Origin of the sequence: Paenalcaligenes sp. Me52, assembly GCF_050487965.1 — a bacterium.
In the GTDB taxonomy this organism is placed as follows: Bacteria; Pseudomonadota; Gammaproteobacteria; order Burkholderiales; family Burkholderiaceae_B; genus Paenalcaligenes.
Map to the genome: position 1 here is coordinate 271,437 of NZ_JBKQFO010000001.1, position 22,794 is coordinate 294,230.

A 22,794-nucleotide genomic window follows, 5' to 3' on the forward strand; every position below is an offset into this window, starting at 1 on the left:
CAAATGGGCGCTACGTGGTTGCCGTTGGTGTTGGTGGTATCGGCTGCGCTGATTCATGCAACATGGAATTTATTGGCCAAACGAGCGGCAGATGCCGGGCCTACGTTTGTGTTTGTGTTCACCTTCGTGGCGATGGTGGTGTATTTGCCATGGACGATGTGGCTACTGTTTCATGGCGAGAGCTTCTGGGGCTGGGAGGCTCTACTGTGTATTGCCCTGAGTGGATTCCTGCATTTGATTTATAACCTCTGCTTGCAGCGGGGCTATCAGGTAGCGGACTTCTCGGTGGTGTATCCCGTTGCGCGGGGGAGCGCGCCGCTGATGTCTTCTGTGGGGGCATTCATCTTGTTGGGTGAACAGCCATCGCTATACGGGGTGATGGGCCTGATTGCCGTGGTGTTGGGTATTGCCTTGATTTCGACGCAGGGCAATCTGGCGAGCTTTAAAGAGCCTGGTGCGTATCGTGGGGTGCAGTGGGGTGGGCTAACCGGCATGATTATCGCTAGTTACACGTTGGTGGATGCCTTTGGGGTGAAAGCTCTGCTTATACACCCGGTGGTGCTAGATTGGTTTTCTAACTCGGCACGTTTGTTATTTATGGCCCCATGGCAGTGGGGCGCACGCCATAAAGTGCGAGAGCGTATGCGTGGCAAGTGGGTATTAGCGATTGCCGTGGGTATGCTATCGCCGCTGTCCTACATTCTGGTGTTGCTGGCGTTGAAAATGGGGGCGGAAGTGAGCTTCGTTGCACCCGCCAGAGAAATGTCCATGATGGTGGGGGCATTGCTAGGTATGGTGGTGCTGCGTGAAGCGGTAGGCGTCTGGCGCTTGGTAGGCTGTGGAGTGTTGATTGTAGGGGTGCTGCTGTTAAGCAGTTATAACTAAGTACAGGCACGAGGCCTACGCCGTAAGCGCTAGATGGTGCAACACGAAATCCACGCGTTTATGTACGCTGGTTTTGGGTAGCAGGTGTATGTGATAACCCAGTTGTGCATACACCTGTAGCAAGTGCTCATACTCTGCCGTGGCCGCTTCTAGGCTGTGTTGGCGATCGTCATTTTCCTCGTAAATCTCGGGCCACGGTGGGGTCAGAAATACGCAGCGATCATAGCAATCTGATAGCTGCGTAGTGCTTAGGCTTTGTGATTCTGGATGCAGTCGTTGCTGGGCGGCTAGCGCATCAATTAATCCTCTATCAAAGAAGATAATGCCAGAGGGTGATTTTTTTGCGGCAACGAGATCGGCCATTGCTAGGGCGATGGCGTGCTCGATGAACAAGCCCATGTCAGCCCACGGCAGAGCAAGGCTGCCGCTTTCTTGCGCCTGTTGAACTACCCGCAAACCAGGCTCCGCTACAACGCGATGGCCATGCTGCTGCAAGGCAGTGAGTAAGGTGGATTTTCCACCGCCAGAACAGCCAGAAATCACCACGAATCTATGCATAAAAATTCCAAAATAAAGGGAAGGTACAGTCGTGTCTACAACCACTAGGCGCAGCAAATGAGCACGGCAACGCGTGGTCACTGACCTAGTAGAGAAAAGGTATGGGAAAAAGTGCCGGAATGGCTGAAGCGTAGAAGGTGACCGCAGTGCGGTGCACTGGGTAAGGATAACGAATAAAGCGGGGTATAAGTAATAGCTTTTTGTTATATGGAAATTAATAAATTGGCTTTGATGGTTATATGTAGTGGGAGAGATACTAGCAGTACGTTGAATATTGTTACTTTTTAAAAGTTGTAGGCTCATGTTGAATCACACGTCTTTCCCCTTGTATCAGGCACCAGCAAAAAAAGCTGCTTCGTTCTTCTCACCCACTGTCTTGGCTCGTTCGTTAGCCGTAGCGGGGGCGTTGAGCATGCCTATGCTGGCACAAGCGGCGGTAGAGCGTGTAGAGATCGTGTCGCGCACACCCTTTGCGACACAGCAGGGCGACAATAAATTTGAACGCATAGAAGGGCGTTTGCACTATGCAGTAGACCCTGAAGATGCGGCCAATGCTCCTATTGTGGATGTGAGGCTGGCACCACGTAATGCACAGGGTTTGGTGGAATTCAGCGGTGATTTCACGCTGATTCGCCCCGTGGATGGCAAAGCGGCTAACGGTAAATTGCTGTACGAAGTGAATAACCGAGGCAACTACTGGCTATTTAATCTGTTCCAGAACGGTGTGTTCAGTAATGATCTGAATAGCGTCGAAGCACAAGGTGATAACTGGTTGCTCAACCAAGGTTATAGCTTGTTGTGGACGGGTTGGAACTGGGATGTAGTAGAAGGTGGTCAGCGTCAACAACTGACGTTGCCTATCGCACGTGAAGCCAATGGCGATGCCATTCAAGGCATTGTGGTGAATGAAATTGTCGTGAATGCTCCTACCAAAGCCTCATCACATTTGGGGATTTTGGCCAGAGGTTACCCGTTCGCACCGGGCGCCCAAGAAAAAGCCGAGCTGACGGTACGCGATACGCCTGAAGGTGAGCGCACTGTTATTCCACGTGACCAATGGCAGTTGGCGAAACTGGACGATGGCAAAGTGGTGGCCGATGACACCAGCGTGTACTTGCCTGCAGGCTTTGAGCCGGGCCGCATTTATGAATTGCGCTATACCGCTCAAGACCCTGTGGTGACAGGTCTAGGCTTGGCTGCGGTACGCGATGCGTTGTCTTTCTTCCGTTATGAAGAGCAAGATAAAACTGGCCAGACTAACCCCTTGCTAGATCAGCAGGGTACGTTGCCTGAGCATGTTTTAGCATTTGGTATTTCGCAGTCTGGTCGTGTGCTGCAAACCATGTTGCTAGATGGTTTGCATGTGGACGAGAAACAGCGTCCTACCTTTGATGGTGGTTTCTTGCACGTAGCTGGTGGCGGTAAAGGTAGTTTTAATCACCGTTTTGCGCAAACTACGCGTCATTTCAGCCCACACGAAGAATCCATTTACCCTACTGACTACTTCCCATTTGCTACGGTCACCCAGCGTGATGAGGTATCGGGTAAAGAGGCCAGTGTATTGGATGAGGCCAAGAAAGTAGGCGTAGTGCCTAAGCTGGTGTACACCGCCAGTTCTACCGATTACTGGGCACGTGCGGCATCGTTGCTGCACACGGATACCGAAGGCAAAACCGACCTACCACTAGACGATCACGCCAGAGCCTATTTGCTAAGTGGTGCTCAACACGTGATTGCCACGCCGCCAGCTCGCGGCATTTACGAGAACTGCTTGTTGCCTACCGACTATCGTCCGCAACTGCGTGCACTGTTGGTGGCTTTAGACGAGTGGGTGGTAGACGATAAAGCGCCGCCAGCCTCTAAGATTCCTAGCATCCAAGACGGTACTTTGGTGTCGTTGGCAGATTATAAGGTGGCGTTAACCGACGTACCTGAAGGTTTGCGACAACCTACCCGTTATTTGCAGCCACCACGTTTGCAGTTGGGTGAGCGTTTCGATGCCCAAGGTATTTCGGATGTACAACCTCCTGTTTTCGGCAAAGCCTACAACACCTTGGTGCCTCAGGTGAATGCGGAAGGTAATGAGTTGGCGGGTTTGCAAACCCCTCAAGTCGCTGTACCTGTAGGTGCTTATTTGGGCTGGAATTTGCGTAATGCAGAAGCCGGTGCACCAGATGCCTTGGCGCGGTTGTATGGTTCGTTCTTGCCATGGTCTGCCGAGCAATTGGCACAGCGCTATGAATCGCGTGAAGCCTATGTTCAGCAGGTAGAGAAAGTGGCTCGTGAACAGGTGCAAGAACGTGTGCTGTTAGAGCAAGATGTGCAGGCCGTCGTCAACCAAGCGGCAGGGTTGTATGACCGTGTCGTGGCTAAGCCTGTGGACAACCTGCAGTGTGAGTACCAGCAAGCAGCGAAGTCGTAAGCGAATAAAAGAGCGCTGCAGTCTCTTGCAGTGGCGTTATATACTACGTACCAATGTGGTTGGGGTTGTAGTACCTCAACCAGCAAGGAGACATCGTAAGCCGACCTCTGGCCATGACCAGCAGGTCGGCTCATACATTGGTTTACAGTGACATATGACTCAGCCTCACTCTGGTACGGCCAAAGCGACGGGAACCGCCGCGTTTTCCAAATTTATTCATCTGCTGCAACTGGTGGCAGATAGTGCCGAGCCCTTAACCATCCCGCAACTGGCACAGTTGAGCGGATACCCACGTTCCACGGTGTACCGTAGCGTGGGTGGACTGGTGTCCGAAGGTTTGCTGGTGGAGTCACTGAATGGCGAGGCCTACCAGTTGGGGCCTCGTTTGGTGCAGTTGGCCAGTCGCAGTTGGGACCGATCAGAATTGCGTTTGGTCTCGGTGCAGGCCTTGCAAGCGCTGCGTGATCAAACCAATGAAACGGTGCACTTGGCTGTGCCCAGTGGCGATCGCATGGTGTACATAGAAAAATTGGAAAGCACCAGTGCGGTGCGTATGGCGTCCTACATAGGTTCCAGTGTTTCTATGCATTCGTCGTCGGTGGGCAAAGCGTATCTGGCGGCGTTGGGTGAGCCTGAGCGTCAGGCACTGATTAACAGCCTGTCTTACGAGCGTTATACCGAAAATACCGTGGTTAATCCTACGCAATTGGCTGAACAGGTGAATACCGTGCAGCAGCGTGGTTGGTCGGTAGACGACGAAGAAAACGAAGCCGGTATTTACTGTTTCGGTGCTGTGATCTTGGGTGCTAAACAGCAACCTGTTGCTGCCATTAGTGTGAGTACACTGCGTTTCCGTCAGGCCGAAGACCCTATGCAGGCCTATGTGAAACCGCTGCTGGAAACCTGCAAAAAAATCTCTCAACGTATTGCGCAAAGCCCGGCTTTGGCGGACAGCGCACATATCTGGTAATGCTGGGCGGCATTGTGCCGTTATCTTTCCTGGGTAAATCGGCGCAGGTGATGAACCTGCGCTAATTTTTTCGTTTTTGTGGTCTACCCAGCGACGCTTTGTAGTGCAAATCTCGTAAAAATACTTCAAGTTTCAACATTTTAGGGTTATCCCTAATAGTTGTGATGGAGAGCTAGTCAATAAAATTCTATCCACTATATGGACTAATTGCCCACAATATGGACAAGACTATGACTACAGATACAAAAGAGTTCGGTGAGCTGACCCCTTACCAATATCCCAACCCTAAAGAAGCTTCGCCAGAAATCGTGGTTCCTCACGCGATTCCTGAAGATGAGCGCGTTTGGGTGCCCCAGGCAGAAAACGTGTGGTTCCGCCCACTCTGTTTGAACGCCAGCCAGGGCTACTGGACTAACTTGCTGCGCGTGCGTAAATCTGGCGTGTTGAGTCGTCACCGCCACCCACAAGCTGTGCATGGTTTTGTGTTGAAAGGTCGCTGGCGCTACCTAGAGCACGATTGGGAAGCCACAGAAGGCAGCTACGTGTACGAACCACCCGGTGAGACACACACGCTGTACGTGCCCGAAGACGTAGAAGAAATGATCACCTACTTCACGGTGAACGGCTTGATGTACTACACCGATCCATGGGGCAAAGGCGTAGGCTTTGAAGACGTATTCACCAAAATCGATATGTGCCGCAAGCACTATACCGAAGTAGGTCTGGGTGAGGATTTCGTTGATCAATTCATTCGTTGATCATGCAAAATTCCGTTCAATACGATTTTAGCGGCCAAGTTGCCATCGTTACCGGTGGCCGGGCTGGCATAGGTAAAGCCATCGCTGACAAATTGGCCAGCGCTGGCGCCACCGTTTCCATCTGGGATTTGGAAGCGGATGAGTCCTTGCCTTTGCACTATCGCGTTGACATCAGTAATGCAGAAACGTTGCAGCAAGCCGCTGCACGTCTGCATGCTGATGCCGGACGCATTGATATGCTGGTGAACAATGCTGGTTATGCAGGCCCAACCACCACCTTGTGGGAATACCCGGCTGACGTCTGGCAAAAGATCATCGATATCAATCTGGTAGGGGTGTTTAACACCTGTAGAGCGATTGTGCCCTACCTGCTGCAACAGCAGTCTGGCCGTATCGTGAACATCGCGTCGCTAGCCGGTAAAGAAGGTACGCCGAATGCGTCTGCCTATAGTGCCGCCAAAGCCGGTGTGTTGGCGTTGACCAAATCACTAGGTAAAGAGCTGGCCACCAGCAACGTACTGGTGAATGCGATTGCCCCTGCTGCCGTGAATACCACGTTGTTGGCGCAAATGTCTGCCGAACACGTTCAGACCATGATCAACAAAAGCCCTATGCAACGTTTAGGAACCGTAGACGAAGTCGCTGAATTGACAGCGTGGTTGTGTTCGTCCGCGTGTTCGTTCAGTACCGGTGCAGTGTTTGATCTGTCCGGAGGCCGGGCTACCTACTAATCAGCCCGCATCGTTTTTCCAACAATAACTACCCCACAAATGCGAGACACAAGTATGTTCAAACACAAAATTTTTGCTGCTTTCTCTTTGACGGTTCTTAGCGGCTTGGCTGCAAGCCCAGCTTTAGCCGCGTATCCAGAGCGCCCCATTCAGATGATTGTGCCCTGGTCAGCCGGCGGCGGTACCGATACCGTAGCGCGTTTGGTTGCGGCGGGTTTGGAACGTGAATTGGGTAAGCCAATCAACGTGATTAACCGTCCCGGTGCAGGTGGCGTGATTGGTCACACAGCGATTAGCAACGCGAAATCTGATGGCTACACCATCGGTTTGGCAACCGCTGAACTGGTGACATACCGTTGGATGAAAACGTCCCCGCTGGCGTACAGCGATGTGCAGCCTATCTCGCAAATGAACTTTGATGCGGCGGCATTTAGCGTCAATGTAGATAGTGAATGGGACAACATGGATGCGGCGTTTGAAGCCATCCGTTCCGAGCCTGTGGGCAAATACAAATTGTCCGGTATTCCGGCTGGTGCCGCCTACCACTTGGCGTTGGCACAAGCATTGAAACAAGCCGACATTGATCCTAAGAAAGTCACTGTAGTGCCTAGCCAAGGTGCAGCACCCGGTTTCCAAGAGTTGGCAGCAGGTGGTGTGCAGATCGTAGCGTCTGCGTTGCCTGAAGGTAAAACCATGCGTGATGCGGGTTTGGTGCGCACATTGGCTGTGATGGCTGACGAGCGTTTGCCTTCTTTTGCCGATATCCCAACTATAGGTGAGGCTACAGGTCGCCCATTGGCAGCCGGTACATGGCGTGGTCTGGTAGGCCCTAACGGTATGCCGGATGAAGCAGTACAAGCTATTGCTGCCGCCGCAGAAAAAGTGGCGCAATCCCCCGAGTTTCTGGAAGCCATGAACCGTGCTGGTTTTGGTGTGAAGTGGAGCAACCCTGAAGAGTTCGGCGTATTCATGCAGCAATCCGACGAAGTGAGCGGTCAGCTGATTGCAGATCTTGAGTTGGTACAGCAGTAATACTTAGGAACGTAGCATGCGAATCAATGATGCATTAACTGGACTGATTTTGGCGGTAGGCAGTGTGTTGCTACTGATGTATGCACAGACATTGCCCAAATTATCAGGGTTGCCGTATGGGCTTGGCACGTTTCCATCAGTGATCGCATGCGGTCTGCTGCTGGGTAGTGTGGGGCTGATGTATTCAGGTCTGCGCCAATACCTGGCCACTAAAGGGCAGGCTAAAAAAGTACGCCAGCCACGGCTGGCGGCTTTTCTCTATGCCATGAGCGTGCCAGCGGCCATTGTGGTGTACATGGTGTTTGAGTCGTGGTTGGGCTTTGCGCCACTGTGTTTTGTGATTGTGTTTTCCATGATTGGCTGGTTAACACAACGCTGGAAAATGGCGGCACTCGTGGCACTCAGTACCACGGTAGTGATGTGGCTGGTGTTTTCCGAAGTCTTGCAGGTTCCTTTGCCAACCATGCCGTTCTGATATCACTACAAAGGAATAATTGTGTCTGCATTTCTTGAAGCCTTAGATCAGGTATTCAGCCTGCACGTCTTTTTGACGATCGTAGGTTCGGCCATTTTTGGTTTGTTCATGGGGGCTATCCCCGGATTAACGGCCACCATGGCAACGGCACTGCTGGTGCCTGTGACATTTTTTATGGGTCCTATACAGGCGATTGCGGCCATTGTGTCCGCTACTGTGATGACCTTGTTTGCGGGGGATATTCCCTCTGCTTTGTTGCGTATTCCGGGTACACCAGCGTCGGCCGCGTACACCAATGATGCCTATTTGATGGGGCAGAAAGGCCGCCCCGGTCAGGTTCTGGGTGTAATGCTGCTGTGTTCCTCTATTGGGGGCATTCTGGCCATTATGGTGATCTCGCAATTCGCGCCGTCGTTGGCTCGCGTATCGCTGAATTTCACTAGCTACGAGTACTTCTGGTTAGCACTGCTGGGCTTGTCCAGTGCTGTGTTGGTGTCTCAGGGCCAACCGCTGAAAGGCTGTATCTCCTTGGGTCTGGGTTTGTTGCTGTCCACCGTTGGTATTGATGCGGTAGTGGGTATGCCGCGATTAACCTTTGACAGTATTGAACTTAGCGCGGGTATTTCTGTGCTGCCCACCATGATTGGTATTTTTGCGGTGACAGAGTTGCTGCGTAAATTGCCTAGTATGCGTTTTGCCCAAGAAGCACCTAAACCATTGAAAACCGATCAGGTGTTCAAAGGCACAGGCAAGCTACTGTACAAGTACAAAGGGCAAGCGGCGGGTGGTACGGCAGTAGGCACCATTGTGGGCATCTTGCCTGGTGCGGGGGCCGATATTGCTGCTTGGGTGGCCTACGCCATTTCCAAGCGCTTCTCTAAAACACCCGAGAAGTTCGGTACCGGACACCCTGAAGGCTTGATCGCGGCGGCATCGGCGAATAACACCTCCTTAACCGGTACGTATGTGCCTGCATTGGTGTTTGGTATTCCGGGCGATACAGTCACCGCTATTGTGATTGGCGTATTGCTGATGAAAGGCATCACCCCCGGCCCTATGGTGTTCATCACCGAAGCGCCACTGGTGTACTCCGTTTACATCACCTTTATCGTCGCCAGTTTATTGATGATTCCTCTGGGTTGGCTGGCCATTCGTAGTGCGGGTCGCGTGTTGTCCGTGCCTAGCAGCATCTTGTACCCCATCATTTTGATGTTCTGTATTGTGGGCGCGTACTCGGCAAACAACTCTATTTTTGATGTGGGCATCATGCTGGTGATGGGGCTGGTGGCGTATTTCTTAGAAGAAAATGACTTCCCCACTGCGCCACTAATTTTGGCATTGATCTTGGGCCCGCTGATCGAAGAAAACTTGATGAAGTCCTTGATCAAAGCTGAAGGTGATCTGTCCATGTTCTATGACCGCCCATTGGCCATGTGGCTGGGTGGGATCACGTTGTTGATCTGGTTCTTCCTGATCTTTGGTGGCGTTTTGCGCAAGTTGATCTTTAGAAAACCAGCCATGTCTGGCGCTGCCACTCACTAAAACGACTTTACGAGAAATAGTAATTATGAGTTTCAAAGAACAGCTCTTCCAAGGGCAGCATATCTTGGTGACTGGTGCTACACAGGGTATTGGTGCGGGTATTGCGAACTACCTGCACAGTTTGGGTGCGACGGTAACGGCGGCGGGTTTGGGTAGTACCGAAAACGTGTTGCATCCCGATATTCAAGTAAAGCTGGTTAACGTGAGCGATGAGGCGTCTGTACACGCGTTGTTCGACAACAATGAGCCTCTGCACCATGTGGTGAACTGCGCCGGCATTATCAAACGCCAAGCTGAGCATCAACTGGATGTGTTTGAGCAAGTGTTGGATGTGAACCTGACTGGCACCATGCGCATCAGCAGTGATGCTCGAGCCAAGCTGAGTGAGACCAAAGGTTCTATTGTGAACATGGCCTCTATGTTGAGCTTTTTTGGCGGTGGTTTGGTGCCTGCTTATGCTGCCAGTAAAGGAGGTGTAGCGCAATTAACCAAATCATTGGCAATTGCTTATGCTGTGGATGGCATTCGTGTGAACGCGGTGGCTCCTGGTTGGATTGCAACACCGTTAACCCTAGATTTGCAGAACGATCCTGTTCGATCTTCGGCTATTTTGGGTCGTACTCCGCTTAACCGCTGGGGAACGCCTGAGGATGTGGCTAAAGCGGTGGCCTTTTTGTGCTCTGATGCGGCAGCTTTCATGACAGGCGTAATTTTGCCTGTGGATGGTGGTTATTTGGTTGCATAATGTGCCAAATTTCCGGCCCTCTATGAAGGGGTAGTAAGAAAGTAGAAGACGCCTACAGACTTTGTTTGTAGGCGTTTTTTGTGGGCAAATATAGGCAGAAAAATGTCAAATGCTGGCATGATCGCTACAACGGAAAAATATGAGGGTTTGTACTAGGTAGTAGCAAACTGCTCTGGTCATTGCACAAAAGCTGTTGCTATACTCGCCAACAGACGCAGGGGTACTCAATAAGCTTTTTTAGCTTTATTGGGTTGAGAGAGTCCCTTCGCACCAGTACGGATAATGCCGACGCTGGAAGCGCGTTCTGCTGAAGTAGCATGCAATATGTAGGGTCTCATGGTGTACGGTTTCGTGCCTGTTGATGCCTTACTCAGGCAGAACTCCTCCACTCGGCTCCGGTTTTTTACTTACGGAGCTTCAATGAAAACCACTACCCCCTTCTTGGCTAACACGGCAACAGTAGACGAAGCCGCCATTCAGCCTTTACCGTGTTCACGCAAAATCTACCAAGTGGGTTCCCGCCCCGATATACGCGTACCGTTTAGGGAAATCACCCAAGCCGATACTCCCACCATGTTGGGCGGCGAGAAGAACCCACCACTCACCATTTACGACACCAGTGGGCCATACACCGACCCATCCGTGCGCATTGATCTGCGTGATGGTTTGCCTTCTGTGCGCCATGCATGGATTGAAGAGCGTGGCGATACCATTGTGTTGCCCGGCGTAAGCAGTGATTATGGTCGCCAACGTCAGGCCGACCCTAGCTTGGCAGACATGCGCTTTAACCTGACACGCCAACCTCGCAAAGCCAAAGAGGGTGCTAACGTCACGCAAATGCACTATGCGCGTCGTGGCATTATCACGCCAGAAATGGAGTTTGTGGCAATACGCGAAAACCTACGCCGTGAAGAGTATTTGGAGTCCTTGCGCAACAGCGGCCCAGAGGGCGAAAAGCTGGCTCAACGCATGACCTTCCAGCATCCCGGCGAGAGCTTTGGTGCCTCTATCCCGTCCATCATTACGCCAGAATTTGTGCGCGATGAAATTGCACGTGGCAGAGCCATTATCCCTGCCAACATTAACCACCCAGAATGTGAACCCATGATTATTGGGCGTAACTTCTTGGTGAAAATTAACGCCAATATTGGTAACTCGGCGGTGAGCTCAGGAATCTCTGAAGAAGTAGAGAAAATGACGTGGGCCATACGTTGGGGTGGTGATACGGTGATGGATTTGTCCACAGGCAAGCACATCCACGAAACCCGTGAATGGATTATTCGTAACTCGCCTGTGCCTATAGGTACGGTGCCTATTTACCAAGCACTGGAAAAAGTGAATGGCAAAGCCGAAGACCTGACATGGGAAATCTTCCGCGACACCCTGATAGAGCAGGCCGAGCAGGGTGTGGACTATTTCACCATTCATGCTGGCGTACGTTTGCCCTTTGTGCCTATGACGGCTAACCGCATGACAGGTATCGTGTCGCGCGGTGGTTCCATCATGGCGAAATGGTGCTTAGCGCATCACCGAGAAAGCTTCATCTACGAACACTTTGAAGACATCTGTGAAATCATGAAAGCCTACGACGTGAGCTTCTCGCTAGGCGATGGCTTACGCCCAGGTTCAACCTACGATGCTAACGATGAAGCCCAGTTTGCAGAGCTAAAAACCTTGGGTGAACTGACACAAATCGCGTGGAAACATGACGTGCAGGTGATCATCGAAGGCCCTGGTCACGTGCCCATGCAGAAGATCAAAGAGAACATGGACTTGCAGCTTGAACACTGCAAAGAAGCACCGTTCTACACCTTGGGACCATTGGCAACCGACATTGCACCGGGCTACGACCACATTACCTCAGGCATTGGAGCAGCCCTGATAGCGTGGTATGGCACGGCCATGTTGTGCTACGTAACCCCTAAAGAACACTTGGGATTACCCAACAAAAAAGACGTTAAAGACGGCATCATCACCTACAAAATTGCGGCGCACTCAGCAGACTTGGCAAAAGGCCATCCCGGCGCGGCAGTACGTGACAATGCCTTGTCTAAAGCACGTTTCGAATTCCGTTGGGAAGACCAGTTCAACCTAGGTTTAGACCCAGACACAGCGCGTGAATTCCACGACGAAACCTTGCCTAAAGACTCCATGAAAGTGGCGCACTTCTGCTCCATGTGCGGCCCACACTTCTGCAGCATGAAAATTACCCAAGATGTGCGGGAGTATGCGGCTCAGAAAGGCGTAGAAGACGAAGCTGCTTTGCAAAAAGGTATGGAAGAAAAAGCCATAGAGTTTGTGCAAAAAGGTGCGTTGCTGTATCACGTGGAGTAAGTGATGGGGGCATCATGGCTAGCGAGGGTTTGCTGGCCATGATGTGTTTTTGTTGCTGCTGTAAGGGGGTTAAAAGCCCGCCTAGCAGCTACTGTCTGCCGTAGTCTTAGGCTGCGAAAGTATTTTTTTATTTGAGACACCAAATCACAAAAAGTATTTCCGCAGTCCCCCAGCGTCTGCAATGAATACTGACGTCAGAATTGCACCATTTAGGTATGCGTCTGCGTCCCTAAATACAGCTCCACCATCTCCGGATTATTCAGCAGTTCATGCGCCGCCCCCGCCAGTACCACTTTTCCCTGATCCAGAATGTAAGCCCGGTCACTGATGTCCAGCGCTTGGCGAGCACGTTGTTCTACCATTAACACCGCCACATTTAACTGCTTAAGCTGCACAATCACATCGAAAATAGACTGAATGAGCTTAGGCGCCAAAGCGGCTGTGGGTTCATCCAGAATGATGAGTTTGGGTGAACGTATTAGAGCACGAGCGAAGGCTAGTTGTTGGCGCTCCCCGCCAGATAAGGTGCCTGCTTGTTGAGAGAGGCGTGTCTTCAGAGCGGGGAATACCTGCAACATTTCATCGATTTGGCTGCGCGTGACCCGTTTATCCGCCACCAACAGGTTTTCGTAGACGCTAAGCGTGCGAAAGACGTTGGTCACTTGTGGTACGTAGGCTAAGCCTTGTTCTATGCGGGCTTCGGTGCCTAAATGGCTGATGTCTTGCCCGTATAGTTTTACCGATCCTTTAGTACGGGGTAGCAACCCTAGCAGTGCTTTTAGAAATGTCGATTTACCAGCACCGTTGGTGCCTGCAATGGTGACGATTTCTTGAGGGTTCACCGACAGATCTATGCCGTGAATAATATCCACATCGGTGTAGCCGCCAGCCAGCCCATCAATGGTAAGAACTTCGTTCATATCACACCTCCCATGTAGGCTTCCTGCACAATTGTAGAGTTCAGTACATTGTCTGGGTCACCTTCGGCAATCACCACACCTTGGTCCATCACGTAGAGACGCGAACATAAGCTTTTGAGGGCTTGTAGGTGATGCTCTACGATGAGTAGGGCAATGCCTTGTTCTTTAAGGCGGCGAAAAATATCCATCATCTCACCGATACGAACGGGGTTCACGCCCGCAAAGGGCTCGTCCAGCAAGATTAGCGTGGGTTGCTGCATGAGTACGCGAGCCAATTCCAGCAGTTTCTTCTGGCCACCGGATAGCTGTGAGGCAGGTAGGTCGCGCACATGGGTAATGCCCAGCGTGTCTAAAATTTGATCTGCTTGGGCGGTACGCTGTGTGGTGGTGTCTTTCATGGTGCCGCGACGTAGCCACGCCGTGAGCATATTTTCTTGTGAGCGGTCTTGCGCGGCCACTAACAGATTTTCTAGTACTGATAGCTTCCCAAATTCACGCGGAATTTGGAAGGTACGGCATAAGCCTATGCCAGCACGTTTATAGGTGGGCTGATGCAGTATGTCTTGCCCATTAAAACTGATGCTGCCAGAGGTGGCAGTAAGCTGGCCGGCAATGGCGGCGAACAGCGTGGTTTTGCCCGCGCCATTTGTACCTGCTAAACCAATGGTTTCACCGGCATTAACGTGCATGCTGGCATTGTTGACCGCCAGAAAAGGGCCATAGCTCACACTGACGTTTTCTACTTTTAGCATGAGGCTCTCCTAGTCTTTACGCCCAAATAGGCCTTGCGGGCGGAACAGGCTAAAGCCCATCAGAATCAAACCAATAGCACCCAAACGTATGTGTGCAATTTGTACGTCGGACACACCGGGCAGGAAGTCACCTATAAAGCGCGAGCCTTCTAGGATCATCACAAGCACTAAGCTGCCGAATAAAGCACCACGCATGCTGCCTACGCCACCTAAAATAATGGACATCCAGACATAGAAAGTAATCAGGGCGATGAATTGCTCGGGCGAAATGTAGCTGATGAAATGCGCATAAAACGCACCTGCCAAGCCAGCTAAGAACGACCCAAACATCAGCACTTTGATTTTGAAGGTAGAGGTTTTTTTGCCTAGGGCAGTAACAGCCACTTCGTTGTCGCGAATAGCACGCAAAATACGGCCAAAGCTACTGTGTTGCAGCAGATAAACGGCCACCATCGCAAGCAGCACGGTTGCTGCAATCACCACGGCAAACAGCCGGTTTTGCGCCAAGCTGGATGACAACGAGAACAACGGCGGGATAGAGGCTAAGCCTTGCACGCCGTTAGTGAGCCAGTCTTCTTGTTGAATCACCAAGCGTACAGTTTCGGCGAAACCCAGCGTGACAATGGCGAAATAGTCTTCTTTTAAACGCAGGGCGGCAAAGCCAATGGGAATGGCGGCTAAGGCGGCAATCAAGCCAGCCAACACCATGGATAAACCCACCGACATACCAGCGAGCGACAAAATTGCCGAGGCATAAGCACCAATAGCGAAGTAGGCAACGTGACCAAAGTTGATCAGGCCTGTTTCACCATATTGGATGTTTAAACCTATGGAAAGCAGGGCGTAAATGGCACCAATGATGCCAATGGATAATAAATAGGCTTCCATGCGAGTCCTCTAGCGGGTTTTTTCTGCGGAACCTAATAAGCCAGCAGGGCGAATCAGGAGCACCAGAATCAGGATGGAAAAAGCCGCAACAATCTTGTAGCTGGGGCCTACAAAGGCAACGGACAGCTCTTGGACTACGCCCATGATGACAGCGCCCAATACCGCGCCTACGGGGTTACCAATACCACCCAGAATCACCGCTGAAAACGCAGGAATAATGAATTCCCAGCCGAACTCCGGCAGCAGCACGCTCTTAGAGGCAATCAGCACACCACCTAGGGCAGACAGCACGCCAAACAAACACCACAAGAACCAGATTAGGTATTTGGGGCGAATAGCACTGGCACGTGCGAGTTCTGGATTATCTGCGATGGCACGTAAACGGCGACCCAAGTTGGTGTAGCGGAAAATAGCAAACACAATCGCCAAGGTGACGGCACTGGTAAAGACTATCCAGAGGTCGGACGGCAAAATACGTACGCCATTGAAGTTCCACGCACGCACTAAGGGGAAGTCATACACCTGCGGTTGGCTGCTCACGCTAAGCTGCAAAATGCTGCGCATGAAAAACGCTAAACCTACGGCAGCCAACAGGTTCACCACCATGGGTGCGCGGGTCAGTTTACGGAAGATCAGTTGGTAGCTGGCCAAGCTAATCAGCATGCACAGCAGCATGGCGCCGCCAACGGACAAGAAGAAGTAGGGCACACCAATGGATTGAAAGGCCAAAGCCGCATAAGCCCCTACCGTCATGGTGTCACCCACCGCAACGTTAGGGAACTTAGAGATATCCAGCACCAGCGTTAACGCTAGTGCTGGCAAGGCAATGATCATGCCTTCAATCAACCCGTTGATGACCAGATTAATTAACAAAATACTGGACATGTATAACAGCGCTCCGAGGCGATCTATCAGTCAAGGGATACGGTGTCTACACGGTCAAACTGACCCTTTTTGATGACGTATACGCCAAAGTCGGGGTTGGAATCACCGTACTCGTCGAAGTTCAGTCGGCTGGATGCGCCTTCGTAGTCAATGTCTTGGCCTTGGTCTAGTAAGGCCTTGCCTTCAGCAAAGGAGTACACCTTGGTGCCTTCGGGGTTGGATACGGCACGGATCTGATCGCTGATTTGCTGTGGCGTGGCGTCTGGGCCTGCTTTTTGGGCGGCTAGAGCCAAGCTGATCACCATGTCGTAGGTCATGGCGGCATACACGTTATCGGCCAGCTCGGAGTTGGTGGCTTTACGGTAGCGTTCGCTTAGGTCTTTGTAGCTGTCAGCGTTGGTATTGGAAACCGTATCAACGGAAATAATACCTTCGGTAGCGGCTTCCCCTAGCGCTTGTACCAGTTCTGGGTTGGCAGCCCAACCGGGAATAATCCAGGCGTTTTCGGCGCCAGATTGGAACCATTCACGTAGGATGATGGTGGTGTCGGGTAGGTACGATCCCATGACAATGACATCGGGGTTTGTGGCAAGGACTTGTTGCAGTTCAGAGCGGTAGCTACTACGGTTTGGTTCGTAGACTACGTTGGCCAGGACTTCACCGCCTTTTTCTTTCCAGGCTTTGATGAAGCCATCGGTGTTGCCGCGACCTGATGCATTATTAAATGCCATTGTGGCAGGGCGTTTGTAGCCGTTTTTCTCGGCGATCTCCGCAAACGCACGGCCAAAGCGGTCGTTGGTAGCTTGATAGCGCCACACTAGATCTTTTTTATCCAACTCAGAAATAGCTGGTGCGCCGGATACGTTCATTTCAATAATGTTGGCAGCATCTGTTAAGGGCAGCACGGCCAGTGTGACACCCGAAGCCCACGTACCCAAGATGGCTTGTACGTGATTAATTTCAATCAGTTTTTTAGCGGCCAGTACGGCGGCTTGAGGCTGTGTTTGTGAGTCCTCGGAAATCAGGCGCAGTGAGCGACCTGCCATGCCACCAGCTTGATTGACTTCTTCAACGGCAATTTCCATAGCTTTGAGCATATTGCCGCCGTAGGGTGAACCGGCACCGGTGATGGGAACCAAACCGCCAATCAGCAGTTCGTTGCTGGGGGCTTGGGCGTTGGCATAGCTGCCAATGCTAAGGGCTGCACCTAGAGTGAGGGCAGCGTAGAGTGTTTTGTGGCTTTGTCTCATCCTGTTTCTCCTTGTTTGTATCATCTGTAATGGAGTGGTATGGCCGGGGTTATAGCTGGTTTTTGATCCATTCCCCGTTTTTAAGAATGCCTTTAAGTTGGGCGCCTTGGTTGAGTAGTACCTCAATGTTTTCCAAGGGGTTACCTTCTACAAAAAGCAGGTCGGCATAAGCACCTGCTTTGACTACGCCAAGTTGCTCTTCTTCACGTAGCACTTTGGCAGCGTTCGTGGTGGCTGAGCGTATGGCTTCCAAATTACCCAGAATCTGGGCGCGTATTTTCAGCTCGTTAGCTTGCTGATCATGGGTTTGGCCTAGTAAGTCAGAGCCAAAAGCCATGGTGACGCCTGCGTCATGAGCGATGCGCAAGGCGTGTAATCCGGCGGTACGTACCCCGTCAATTTTGTGGCTAAGATCGGCTGGGAAACCAAATTTAGGTCCATCGTTAAACAAGGCGTCGTAGGTGACGTTGGTGGGCACCAAAATGGCATCATGTTCACGCATGACTTTGGCGCTTTCTTCATCAAGTAGGTTGCCGTGCTCAATGGTGCGTACCCCGCATTTCACAGCACGTGTAATGGCTTCGGCGGTATAAGCATGAGCCATTACATACGTGCCTGCGTTGGCGGCTTCTTCCACAATGGCGCGCAATTCAGTTTCGGAATAGCCCAAAAAATGTATAGGGTCGTTGGGAGAGGCTACACCGCCTGACGCCATGACTTTAATTTGTGTTGCGCCTTTTTGTATTTCTTCGCGCACGGCTAGACGCACATTATCTACACCGTCTACTACACGTGCAATGGCACCTAGACGATGACTGCAAGCACAAGGTTCGATTACATCATTACGCGCACGGAAGTCGCCATGACCGCCCGTTTGGGATAAGGCTCTACCGGATGGGTAAATGCGGGGGCCTGTCACTAACCCCGTCTCGGTGGCTTGTGCTAAGGAGTAGTCGGCACCGCCTGCGTCACGCACCGTGGTAAACCCGCGCTCTACCATGCCTTGCAATATGGGAATGGATCTAAAGCTAATGAGTATGTTGGGTGTTAACGCGTTGCGGCCTAAGTTCATGTCGGATGCCAAGACGTGTACGTGGCAATCAATCATGCCCGGCATAACGGTGAGACCGTGTGCGTCAATGGCGTTGGCGGGGGCTTCATCCGTAACGGACTCAATGCGGTTGCCGTTAACAGTGATGCATTTATTTTTTTCTAGCGTACCCGTGTGAGGGTGCAAAATGGTGCAGTTTTTGAAGTGCAGCTTCGAGCTTTCCCGCGTATCCATAATGTGTAGTCTCCTGTAGCCTTCGTTGGGCATTTTGTTCTGTTTTGATACGTGCAAGTAAACCAAGTCTTAGGACTACCAGCAAACCAATAAAACTGGTGCGTGCATGAGTTTTAGTAATGGTGTGGAAGCGTTATGAAAAAAGTTTGTCCGTCTATGTCAGAGCTGCAAGCCTTTGAGGCAGCGGCTCGCCACGCTAGTTTTACTAAGGCTGCTAGTGAACTGTTTGTCACGCAGGGCGCGGTTAGCAGGCAGGTGGCTAATCTAGAAACTTGGTTAGGGACTACCCTATTTTTGCGGTTGAATAACCGTTTGGTATTGACCGATGAGGGTGAGTTTTTCTTAGAACAAGCTCAAGAGGCATTACGTATATTGGTGGAATCCAGTAGGCATGTGATGTCGGGAAAAGGGCAACGTCAGTACGTGACTATCTCGGTGCCGCCTACGTTGACCATTCGTTTGCTCATGCGTTTATTGGTGGACTTCTATCAGGCCTATCCATCCATTCGGTTGAATTTTCCGCCTTATGAGCATTTGGATGACTTCAGACAAAATGAAGAGGTGGATGTGTCTATTCAGTATGGTGAGGGGGAGTGGCCGGGTATGGTGACCAGCTATATGGTGGGTAAGGAGCAGGCTGTGATTTGTGCCCCCAGTTATGCCCAAGAACTAGAGCTGGATTCACCGCATCGCCTCATGAAAGCCACCTTGCTGCAGCACTTTAATGTGCCACAAGCGTGGGTGCAGTGGTTCAGGGAAAACCGGTTGCCCATTGCGACCGCTCACATAGGCCCGAGCTTCAGTCAGTATGAAATGATTATCCAAGCGGCGCGCCTGGGTATGGGAGTGGGGTTGGTGCCGCGCTGTTTGGTGTCTGACGAGTTGCGCAATAAAACCGAACTAGTAGAACCTGTGCCTACGCATCAATTAGCACGCCAAGGTTATTTTTTATGTGTGCGCAAAGAGCGTAGCGAAGATAAGGCTGTGCGTACGGTGGTGGAGTGGATGCGTGGCTTGGATTTTGGGCCGTTCATCAGTCCCAATCCTGCGTGGGACGAATGAACGGTAGTGTGCTTAGTGTTGGTCTAAATCGGTCGCTGGAATGCAAGACTGCCACATCACTTCGTACATGGCGCGCTGGAAGTTGGCGTACTCTTCGCTTTCGATAATGAGGCCGTAGTTTTCTTTTTTGGATGAAATACTGGCAACGCAGTTGTCGTAGATCAGTGTGGTCATCGACAAGGTAATGCTAGGTGGCGTGAAACGTAGCTCGCGCAGTTCGCGGGTTTTATCGTTGGGCCAGATGTGCTGTACGTCTTTACTGGCAGAGCGTATCACGCGCATGCTTAAGCCTAACGATAAGCGCTCTTTTTGGTAGTGCGTGATTTCGTCTAAACCGGGCACGGCTTCCAGTTCAGACATAGAAAAGGTGGCAAGTAGTGGGCCGTTTTTGCAGCGTAAGGAATCCCACAATACCGTTTTGACACCTTCGGCGCCTTCATAAAAACGTATCTGTGGCTTACCCGTGGCGCGGTTGTAGATAGAACGCAGTTCGGGCAGCAGGTCTTCAATCAATTCACGGCGAGCGGCGATGTGCTCTAGCAGTACGCCGGGGTTTAGCGCAGACACAGAACGGTCGCGCCCGCGGCCTTGCCATTGCACCAGCCCTTCATTCGCCAGACGAGTAATGGCATCCGCACAGGTGGTGCGAGCAATATTGGCGCGTGTGGCGACCTCTGTCACCGTGGTGTCGCCCAGTTCCATGATGGCGCAGTAAACCTTGTACAGATTGCCTGTGATGCCAAGGCGTGCCAGCTTTTCTTTTAAATCCACTTTTTGATCCGTCAGAGTGTGAGAAGGCGTAGTGATGACATAACAATGATCCAGCGAATTTGGACATTGTAACCTTGCGCTTATGCTATCGTATTTTTTGTTTTGACGCTTTTATCCGTTAATGGTTGTGTTAGTGTGTTTGTCTTGTAATCCTTTGGTTTTGAAGTGTTTGTTTTAATTTGTGTCTGGTGAAAACCCCTATTAGATGAATATTGACGGAAAAATACGTCATAACTAGACTAGAAAAAAACAAACTATAAAAGCATGCGCAGTGGCACTGGCATGCGAGCACCTTATTTATTCCAAAACTAGGAGACAATCATGGGGATAGCCAACAGACGCGGAGTCAACCGTGCAAAGCTAATGGCCTTGGCGTGTGGTGCACTGTTAAGTGTGTCGGCGCAGGCAGCAGAACCTATACGCATAGGGATTTCGACCTTCTTGTCGGGAGCAGGGGCGGTATTTGGTGTGCCTGCACAGCATGCTGCGCAAATGCTGGCTGACTCCATCAATGCTTCTGGTGGCATTAACGGTGCGCCAGTAGAACTGACATTCATCGACGAAAACCGGGGTGTGGACAGCGTCGTGGTGGAGTACCGTGGCTTGGTGGAAGGCAATAAGGTGGATGCCATGATTATTGGCCTATCTAGCTCTATTTGCTTGGCCGTAGCGCCTGTAGCAGAGCAATTACAGATGCCTACTGTGCTGTGGGACTGCGGTACCGCACGCTTGTACGAAGAAAACCAATACCAATATGTGTACCGTACAGGGGATTACACCCCCTCTAATAACGTCGCGGCTGCACTGTACTTGCTGAAGACGCATCCAGAGGTCAAAACCATTGCGGCCATCAACCAAGATTACGCATTTGGTCGCGATAACTGGGCAGCGTTCAAAGATGCGGTGAAAGCCATTCGCCCTGATATCACCATCAGTGCCGAGCTGTTCCCACGTTTAGGTACATCAGATTATTCCACTGAAATTTCCCGCTTGTCGGCGCAGCGTCCAGACGTGATTTTCACTACCTTGTGGGGTGGTGACATGAATACCTTTGTGCGTCAGGCTAACTCTCGTTCGCTGTTTAAAAACAGCATTTTGGTATCGCCAAATGGCGAAGCTGCTTTGCAACAAACCGGTGCAGCGTTCCCTGATAACGCCATCGTAGGGGTGCGAGGCGACAGCTATGCCTTTAGCCCAGTGATGCAAGACAACCCTGAGCATGCCAAGTTTGTGCAGGCTTTCCACGAGAAAACGGGCGCTTATCCAAGTTTCCCGTCGTACCACATGGTGCAAGCGCTGCAAGCGATTCAAACCTCATTGCAGGATTGGAATGGCGAGCGTGCCACGCTGAAAACCGACTTATTGGCTGGTCTTAAAGGGCTAGAACTTAACGATTTCACCGGCCATTTGGTGATTCGTGAAGACAACCAAGCCATGGAAGGGCAGTTGGTGGGTACCACACGTAGCTCGCCAGATCATGAGTTCAAAGTGATTGGTGATATTGCCATCATTCAGCCTGAGTTGACCTCGCCGCCTGCTGGAGAGTTGTCTCAAGAGTGGATCAAAAAACTGACTCAGGATGCTGTGCAAAACGTTCAGCTGCTTCCTTAATACGTAACTGAACGCTTATGACACAAATTTTCTTACTGGCAACGCTGGACGGCGTTGCCCAGGCCTCCATTTTGTTCTTAATTGCGGTGGGGCTGAGTTTAATCTTCGGCATCATGCGCATTTTGAATGTGGCGCACGGCAGTTTTTATGCGCTGGGGGCTTATGCGGCAGCCGTGCTGGGCGAGTATCTGTTTGGTGCTGAAGGCAGTTGGCTGAGCTTCCCACTCTTGGTGTTTGCTGCCGTATTGGTTGGCGTGCCGCTGGGGGCTTTTATCGAACGCGTGGTGCTACGACGTATTTACGATAAGGAACACAGCCTGCAACTGCTGGCCACCTTTGGCATCTTCATGATTTTGGAAGATGTGCAAAAGTTGGTGTTTGGAGTAGAGCCGTATTTTTACGATGCACCGTCTGCACTGTTGGGTAGCACCGAAGTGTTCGACATTTTCTACACACGCTATCAACTGTTCGTACTGCCATTGAGTGCTGTCGTGGTGATGGTGGCGTTAAGCGTGTTCTTTAACCGTAGTCGCCAAGGCAAGCTCATCCGTGCGGTGATCGAAGATCGTGAAGTTGCCACCACGCTGGGTATTAATGCCAGCAAAGTCTATCTGTGGACCTTTGCGCTGGGGGCGTCATTAGCCGCCTTGGGCGGTACCTTGGCGTCGTCCACTACGTCGCTGGTGCCAGGCATTGGGGCGGATGCCATCGTGCTCTCCTTTGCCATCGTGGCTTCTGCTGGGTTGGGTCAGTTTCAAGGTGCTGCTGTAACCGCCCTGTTAATTGGGTTGGCGCAAGCATTTGCCACCTATTTGTATAGCGATTTGGCGACGGTGGTGCCGTATATCGTGATGACCATCATTTTGCTGGTGAAGCCCTACGGCCTGTTTGGTCGTGCAGAGATCAAAAGGTTATGAA

Annotated in this window: 21 protein-coding genes; 13 read left to right on the forward strand and 8 right to left on the reverse strand. The window is 51.4% G+C overall.

The annotated features are described in order from the left end of the window. Window positions 1-3: 3 nt before the first annotated feature. A complete protein-coding gene (locus ACLO87_RS01270; protein ID WP_135864545.1) occupies window positions 4-885 on the forward strand; it encodes a DMT family transporter in 882 nt (293 codons plus the stop codon). 15 nt (window positions 886-900) lie between these two features. Here the strand turns inward: ACLO87_RS01270 and ACLO87_RS01275 are convergent, their stop codons facing one another. Next, the gene (locus ACLO87_RS01275; protein WP_430222571.1) at window positions 901-1,443 is read right to left on the reverse strand and encodes an AAA family ATPase; all 543 of its coding nucleotides are present in this window, start codon (window positions 1,441-1,443) and stop codon (window positions 901-903) included. 301 nt (window positions 1,444-1,744) lie between these two features. Here ACLO87_RS01275 and ACLO87_RS01280 point away from each other — a divergent pair, with 301 nt between their 5' ends. The 9 genes from ACLO87_RS01280 to thiC all read left to right on the forward strand — a co-directional run bounded on the left by ACLO87_RS01280 (window position 1,745) and on the right by thiC (window position 12,452). Continuing rightward, window positions 1,745-3,865 (forward strand): alpha/beta hydrolase domain-containing protein, encoded by a 2,121-nt coding sequence (locus ACLO87_RS01280; RefSeq protein ID WP_430222572.1) that lies wholly within the window; start codon window positions 1,745-1,747, stop codon window positions 3,863-3,865. Between the two features lie 154 nt (window positions 3,866-4,019). Then, window positions 4,020-4,835 carry an IclR family transcriptional regulator gene (locus ACLO87_RS01285; protein ID WP_135864539.1) on the forward strand — a complete coding sequence of 272 codons (816 nt, stop codon included), beginning with the start codon at window positions 4,020-4,022 and terminating at the stop codon, window positions 4,833-4,835. Window positions 4,836-5,065: 230 nt separating this feature from the next. Continuing rightward, window positions 5,066-5,593: a 2,4'-dihydroxyacetophenone dioxygenase family protein gene (locus ACLO87_RS01290; RefSeq protein WP_135864537.1), complete on the forward strand. Its 528-nt coding sequence runs from the start codon at window positions 5,066-5,068 to the stop codon at window positions 5,591-5,593. After that, a complete protein-coding gene (locus ACLO87_RS01295) occupies window positions 5,593-6,324 on the forward strand; it encodes an SDR family NAD(P)-dependent oxidoreductase (protein WP_430223707.1) in 732 nt (243 codons plus the stop codon). The genes ACLO87_RS01290 and ACLO87_RS01295 overlap by 1 nt, the downstream gene beginning before the upstream one ends. Window positions 6,325-6,378: 54 nt before the next feature. Next, window positions 6,379-7,356: a tripartite tricarboxylate transporter substrate binding protein gene (locus tag ACLO87_RS01300; RefSeq protein WP_135864533.1), complete on the forward strand. Its 978-nt coding sequence runs from the start codon at window positions 6,379-6,381 to the stop codon at window positions 7,354-7,356. Between the two features lie 16 nt (window positions 7,357-7,372). Beyond that, on the forward strand, window positions 7,373-7,831 hold the full coding sequence (locus ACLO87_RS01305; protein WP_135864531.1) for a tripartite tricarboxylate transporter TctB family protein: 459 nt from the start codon (window positions 7,373-7,375) through the stop codon (window positions 7,829-7,831). Between the two features lie 21 nt (window positions 7,832-7,852). Further along, complete coding sequence (locus ACLO87_RS01310) at window positions 7,853-9,373, forward strand: tripartite tricarboxylate transporter permease (RefSeq protein WP_430222573.1); 1,521 nt, start codon at window positions 7,853-7,855, stop codon at window positions 9,371-9,373. A 25-nt stretch (window positions 9,374-9,398) separates the two neighbouring features. Then, window positions 9,399-10,118, forward strand: a complete 720-nt coding sequence (locus tag ACLO87_RS01315) for an SDR family NAD(P)-dependent oxidoreductase (RefSeq protein WP_430222574.1) — start codon at window positions 9,399-9,401, stop codon at window positions 10,116-10,118. 420 nt (window positions 10,119-10,538) lie between these two features. Then, complete coding sequence (gene thiC, locus ACLO87_RS01320) at window positions 10,539-12,452, forward strand: phosphomethylpyrimidine synthase ThiC (RefSeq protein WP_135864527.1); 1,914 nt, start codon at window positions 10,539-10,541, stop codon at window positions 12,450-12,452. A gap of 209 nt (window positions 12,453-12,661) precedes the next feature. Here thiC and ACLO87_RS01325 read toward each other — a convergent pair whose 3' ends face one another. The 6 genes from ACLO87_RS01325 to ACLO87_RS01350 are packed head-to-tail and all read right to left on the reverse strand — an operon-like array spanning window position 12,662 to window position 18,432. Continuing rightward, window positions 12,662-13,372 (reverse strand): ABC transporter ATP-binding protein, encoded by a 711-nt coding sequence (locus ACLO87_RS01325; protein WP_135866281.1) that lies wholly within the window; start codon window positions 13,370-13,372, stop codon window positions 12,662-12,664. After that, window positions 13,369-14,124: an ABC transporter ATP-binding protein gene (locus tag ACLO87_RS01330; protein ID WP_430222575.1), complete on the reverse strand. Its 756-nt coding sequence runs from the start codon at window positions 14,122-14,124 to the stop codon at window positions 13,369-13,371. The genes ACLO87_RS01325 and ACLO87_RS01330 overlap by 4 nt, the downstream gene beginning before the upstream one ends. A 9-nt stretch (window positions 14,125-14,133) precedes the next feature. Further along, on the reverse strand, window positions 14,134-15,012 hold the full coding sequence (locus ACLO87_RS01335; RefSeq protein ID WP_135866278.1) for a branched-chain amino acid ABC transporter permease: 879 nt from the start codon (window positions 15,010-15,012) through the stop codon (window positions 14,134-14,136). Between the two features lie 9 nt (window positions 15,013-15,021). Then, window positions 15,022-15,897 (reverse strand): branched-chain amino acid ABC transporter permease, encoded by an 876-nt coding sequence (locus tag ACLO87_RS01340; RefSeq protein WP_135866276.1) that lies wholly within the window; start codon window positions 15,895-15,897, stop codon window positions 15,022-15,024. A 26-nt stretch (window positions 15,898-15,923) separates the two neighbouring features. Beyond that, complete coding sequence (locus tag ACLO87_RS01345; RefSeq protein WP_430222576.1) at window positions 15,924-17,147, reverse strand: ABC transporter substrate-binding protein; 1,224 nt, start codon at window positions 17,145-17,147, stop codon at window positions 15,924-15,926. Between the two features lie 49 nt (window positions 17,148-17,196). Next, the gene (locus tag ACLO87_RS01350) at window positions 17,197-18,432 is read right to left on the reverse strand and encodes a metal-dependent hydrolase family protein (protein ID WP_430222577.1); all 1,236 of its coding nucleotides are present in this window, start codon (window positions 18,430-18,432) and stop codon (window positions 17,197-17,199) included. 135 nt (window positions 18,433-18,567) lie between these two features. Here ACLO87_RS01350 and ACLO87_RS01355 point away from each other — a divergent pair, with 135 nt between their 5' ends. Further along, window positions 18,568-19,494 (forward strand): LysR substrate-binding domain-containing protein, encoded by a 927-nt coding sequence (locus tag ACLO87_RS01355; protein ID WP_135867097.1) that lies wholly within the window; start codon window positions 18,568-18,570, stop codon window positions 19,492-19,494. A gap of 12 nt (window positions 19,495-19,506) precedes the next feature. Here ACLO87_RS01355 and ACLO87_RS01360 read toward each other — a convergent pair whose 3' ends face one another. Next, window positions 19,507-20,265, reverse strand: coding sequence for a TrmB family transcriptional regulator (locus ACLO87_RS01360; protein WP_430222578.1), 759 nt, complete (start codon window positions 20,263-20,265; stop codon window positions 19,507-19,509). A gap of 321 nt (window positions 20,266-20,586) precedes the next feature. Between ACLO87_RS01360 and ACLO87_RS01365 the strand changes: the two genes are divergently transcribed. Next, on the forward strand, window positions 20,587-21,876 hold the full coding sequence (locus ACLO87_RS01365) for an ABC transporter substrate-binding protein (protein WP_430222579.1): 1,290 nt from the start codon (window positions 20,587-20,589) through the stop codon (window positions 21,874-21,876). Window positions 21,877-21,893: 17 nt separating this feature from the next. After that, entirely contained in the window at window positions 21,894-22,793 is a 900-nt protein-coding gene (locus tag ACLO87_RS01370) for a branched-chain amino acid ABC transporter permease (protein ID WP_430222580.1), read from the forward strand. Window position 22,794 lies beyond the last annotated feature (1 nt).

Coding starts and splice junctions, on each gene's coding strand:
- ACLO87_RS01305 (WP_135864531.1), top strand. CDS start 7,373: ATGCGAATCAATGATGCATTAACTGGACTGATTTTGGCGGTAGGCAGT.
- ACLO87_RS01270 (WP_135864545.1), top strand. CDS start 4: ATGGGCGCTACGTGGTTGCCGTTGGTGTTGGTGGTATCGGCTGCGCTG.
- ACLO87_RS01365 (WP_430222579.1), top strand. CDS start 20,587: ATGGGGATAGCCAACAGACGCGGAGTCAACCGTGCAAAGCTAATGGCC.
- thiC (WP_135864527.1), top strand. CDS start 10,539: ATGAAAACCACTACCCCCTTCTTGGCTAACACGGCAACAGTAGACGAA.
- ACLO87_RS01350 (WP_430222577.1), bottom strand. CDS start 18,432: ATGGATACGCGGGAAAGCTCGAAGCTGCACTTCAAAAACTGCACCATT.
- ACLO87_RS01275 (WP_430222571.1), bottom strand. CDS start 1,443: ATGCATAGATTCGTGGTGATTTCTGGCTGTTCTGGCGGTGGAAAATCC.
- ACLO87_RS01335 (WP_135866278.1), bottom strand. CDS start 15,012: ATGGAAGCCTATTTATTATCCATTGGCATCATTGGTGCCATTTACGCC.
- ACLO87_RS01285 (WP_135864539.1), top strand. CDS start 4,020: ATGACTCAGCCTCACTCTGGTACGGCCAAAGCGACGGGAACCGCCGCG.
- ACLO87_RS01340 (WP_135866276.1), bottom strand. CDS start 15,897: ATGTCCAGTATTTTGTTAATTAATCTGGTCATCAACGGGTTGATTGAA.
- ACLO87_RS01290 (WP_135864537.1), top strand. CDS start 5,066: ATGACTACAGATACAAAAGAGTTCGGTGAGCTGACCCCTTACCAATAT.
- ACLO87_RS01280 (WP_430222572.1), top strand. CDS start 1,745: ATGTTGAATCACACGTCTTTCCCCTTGTATCAGGCACCAGCAAAAAAA.
- ACLO87_RS01370 (WP_430222580.1), top strand. CDS start 21,894: ATGACACAAATTTTCTTACTGGCAACGCTGGACGGCGTTGCCCAGGCC.
- ACLO87_RS01345 (WP_430222576.1), bottom strand. CDS start 17,147: ATGAGACAAAGCCACAAAACACTCTACGCTGCCCTCACTCTAGGTGCA.
- ACLO87_RS01300 (WP_135864533.1), top strand. CDS start 6,379: ATGTTCAAACACAAAATTTTTGCTGCTTTCTCTTTGACGGTTCTTAGC.
- ACLO87_RS01315 (WP_430222574.1), top strand. CDS start 9,399: ATGAGTTTCAAAGAACAGCTCTTCCAAGGGCAGCATATCTTGGTGACT.
- ACLO87_RS01330 (WP_430222575.1), bottom strand. CDS start 14,124: ATGCTAAAAGTAGAAAACGTCAGTGTGAGCTATGGCCCTTTTCTGGCG.
- ACLO87_RS01325 (WP_135866281.1), bottom strand. CDS start 13,372: ATGAACGAAGTTCTTACCATTGATGGGCTGGCTGGCGGCTACACCGAT.
- ACLO87_RS01355 (WP_135867097.1), top strand. CDS start 18,568: ATGAAAAAAGTTTGTCCGTCTATGTCAGAGCTGCAAGCCTTTGAGGCA.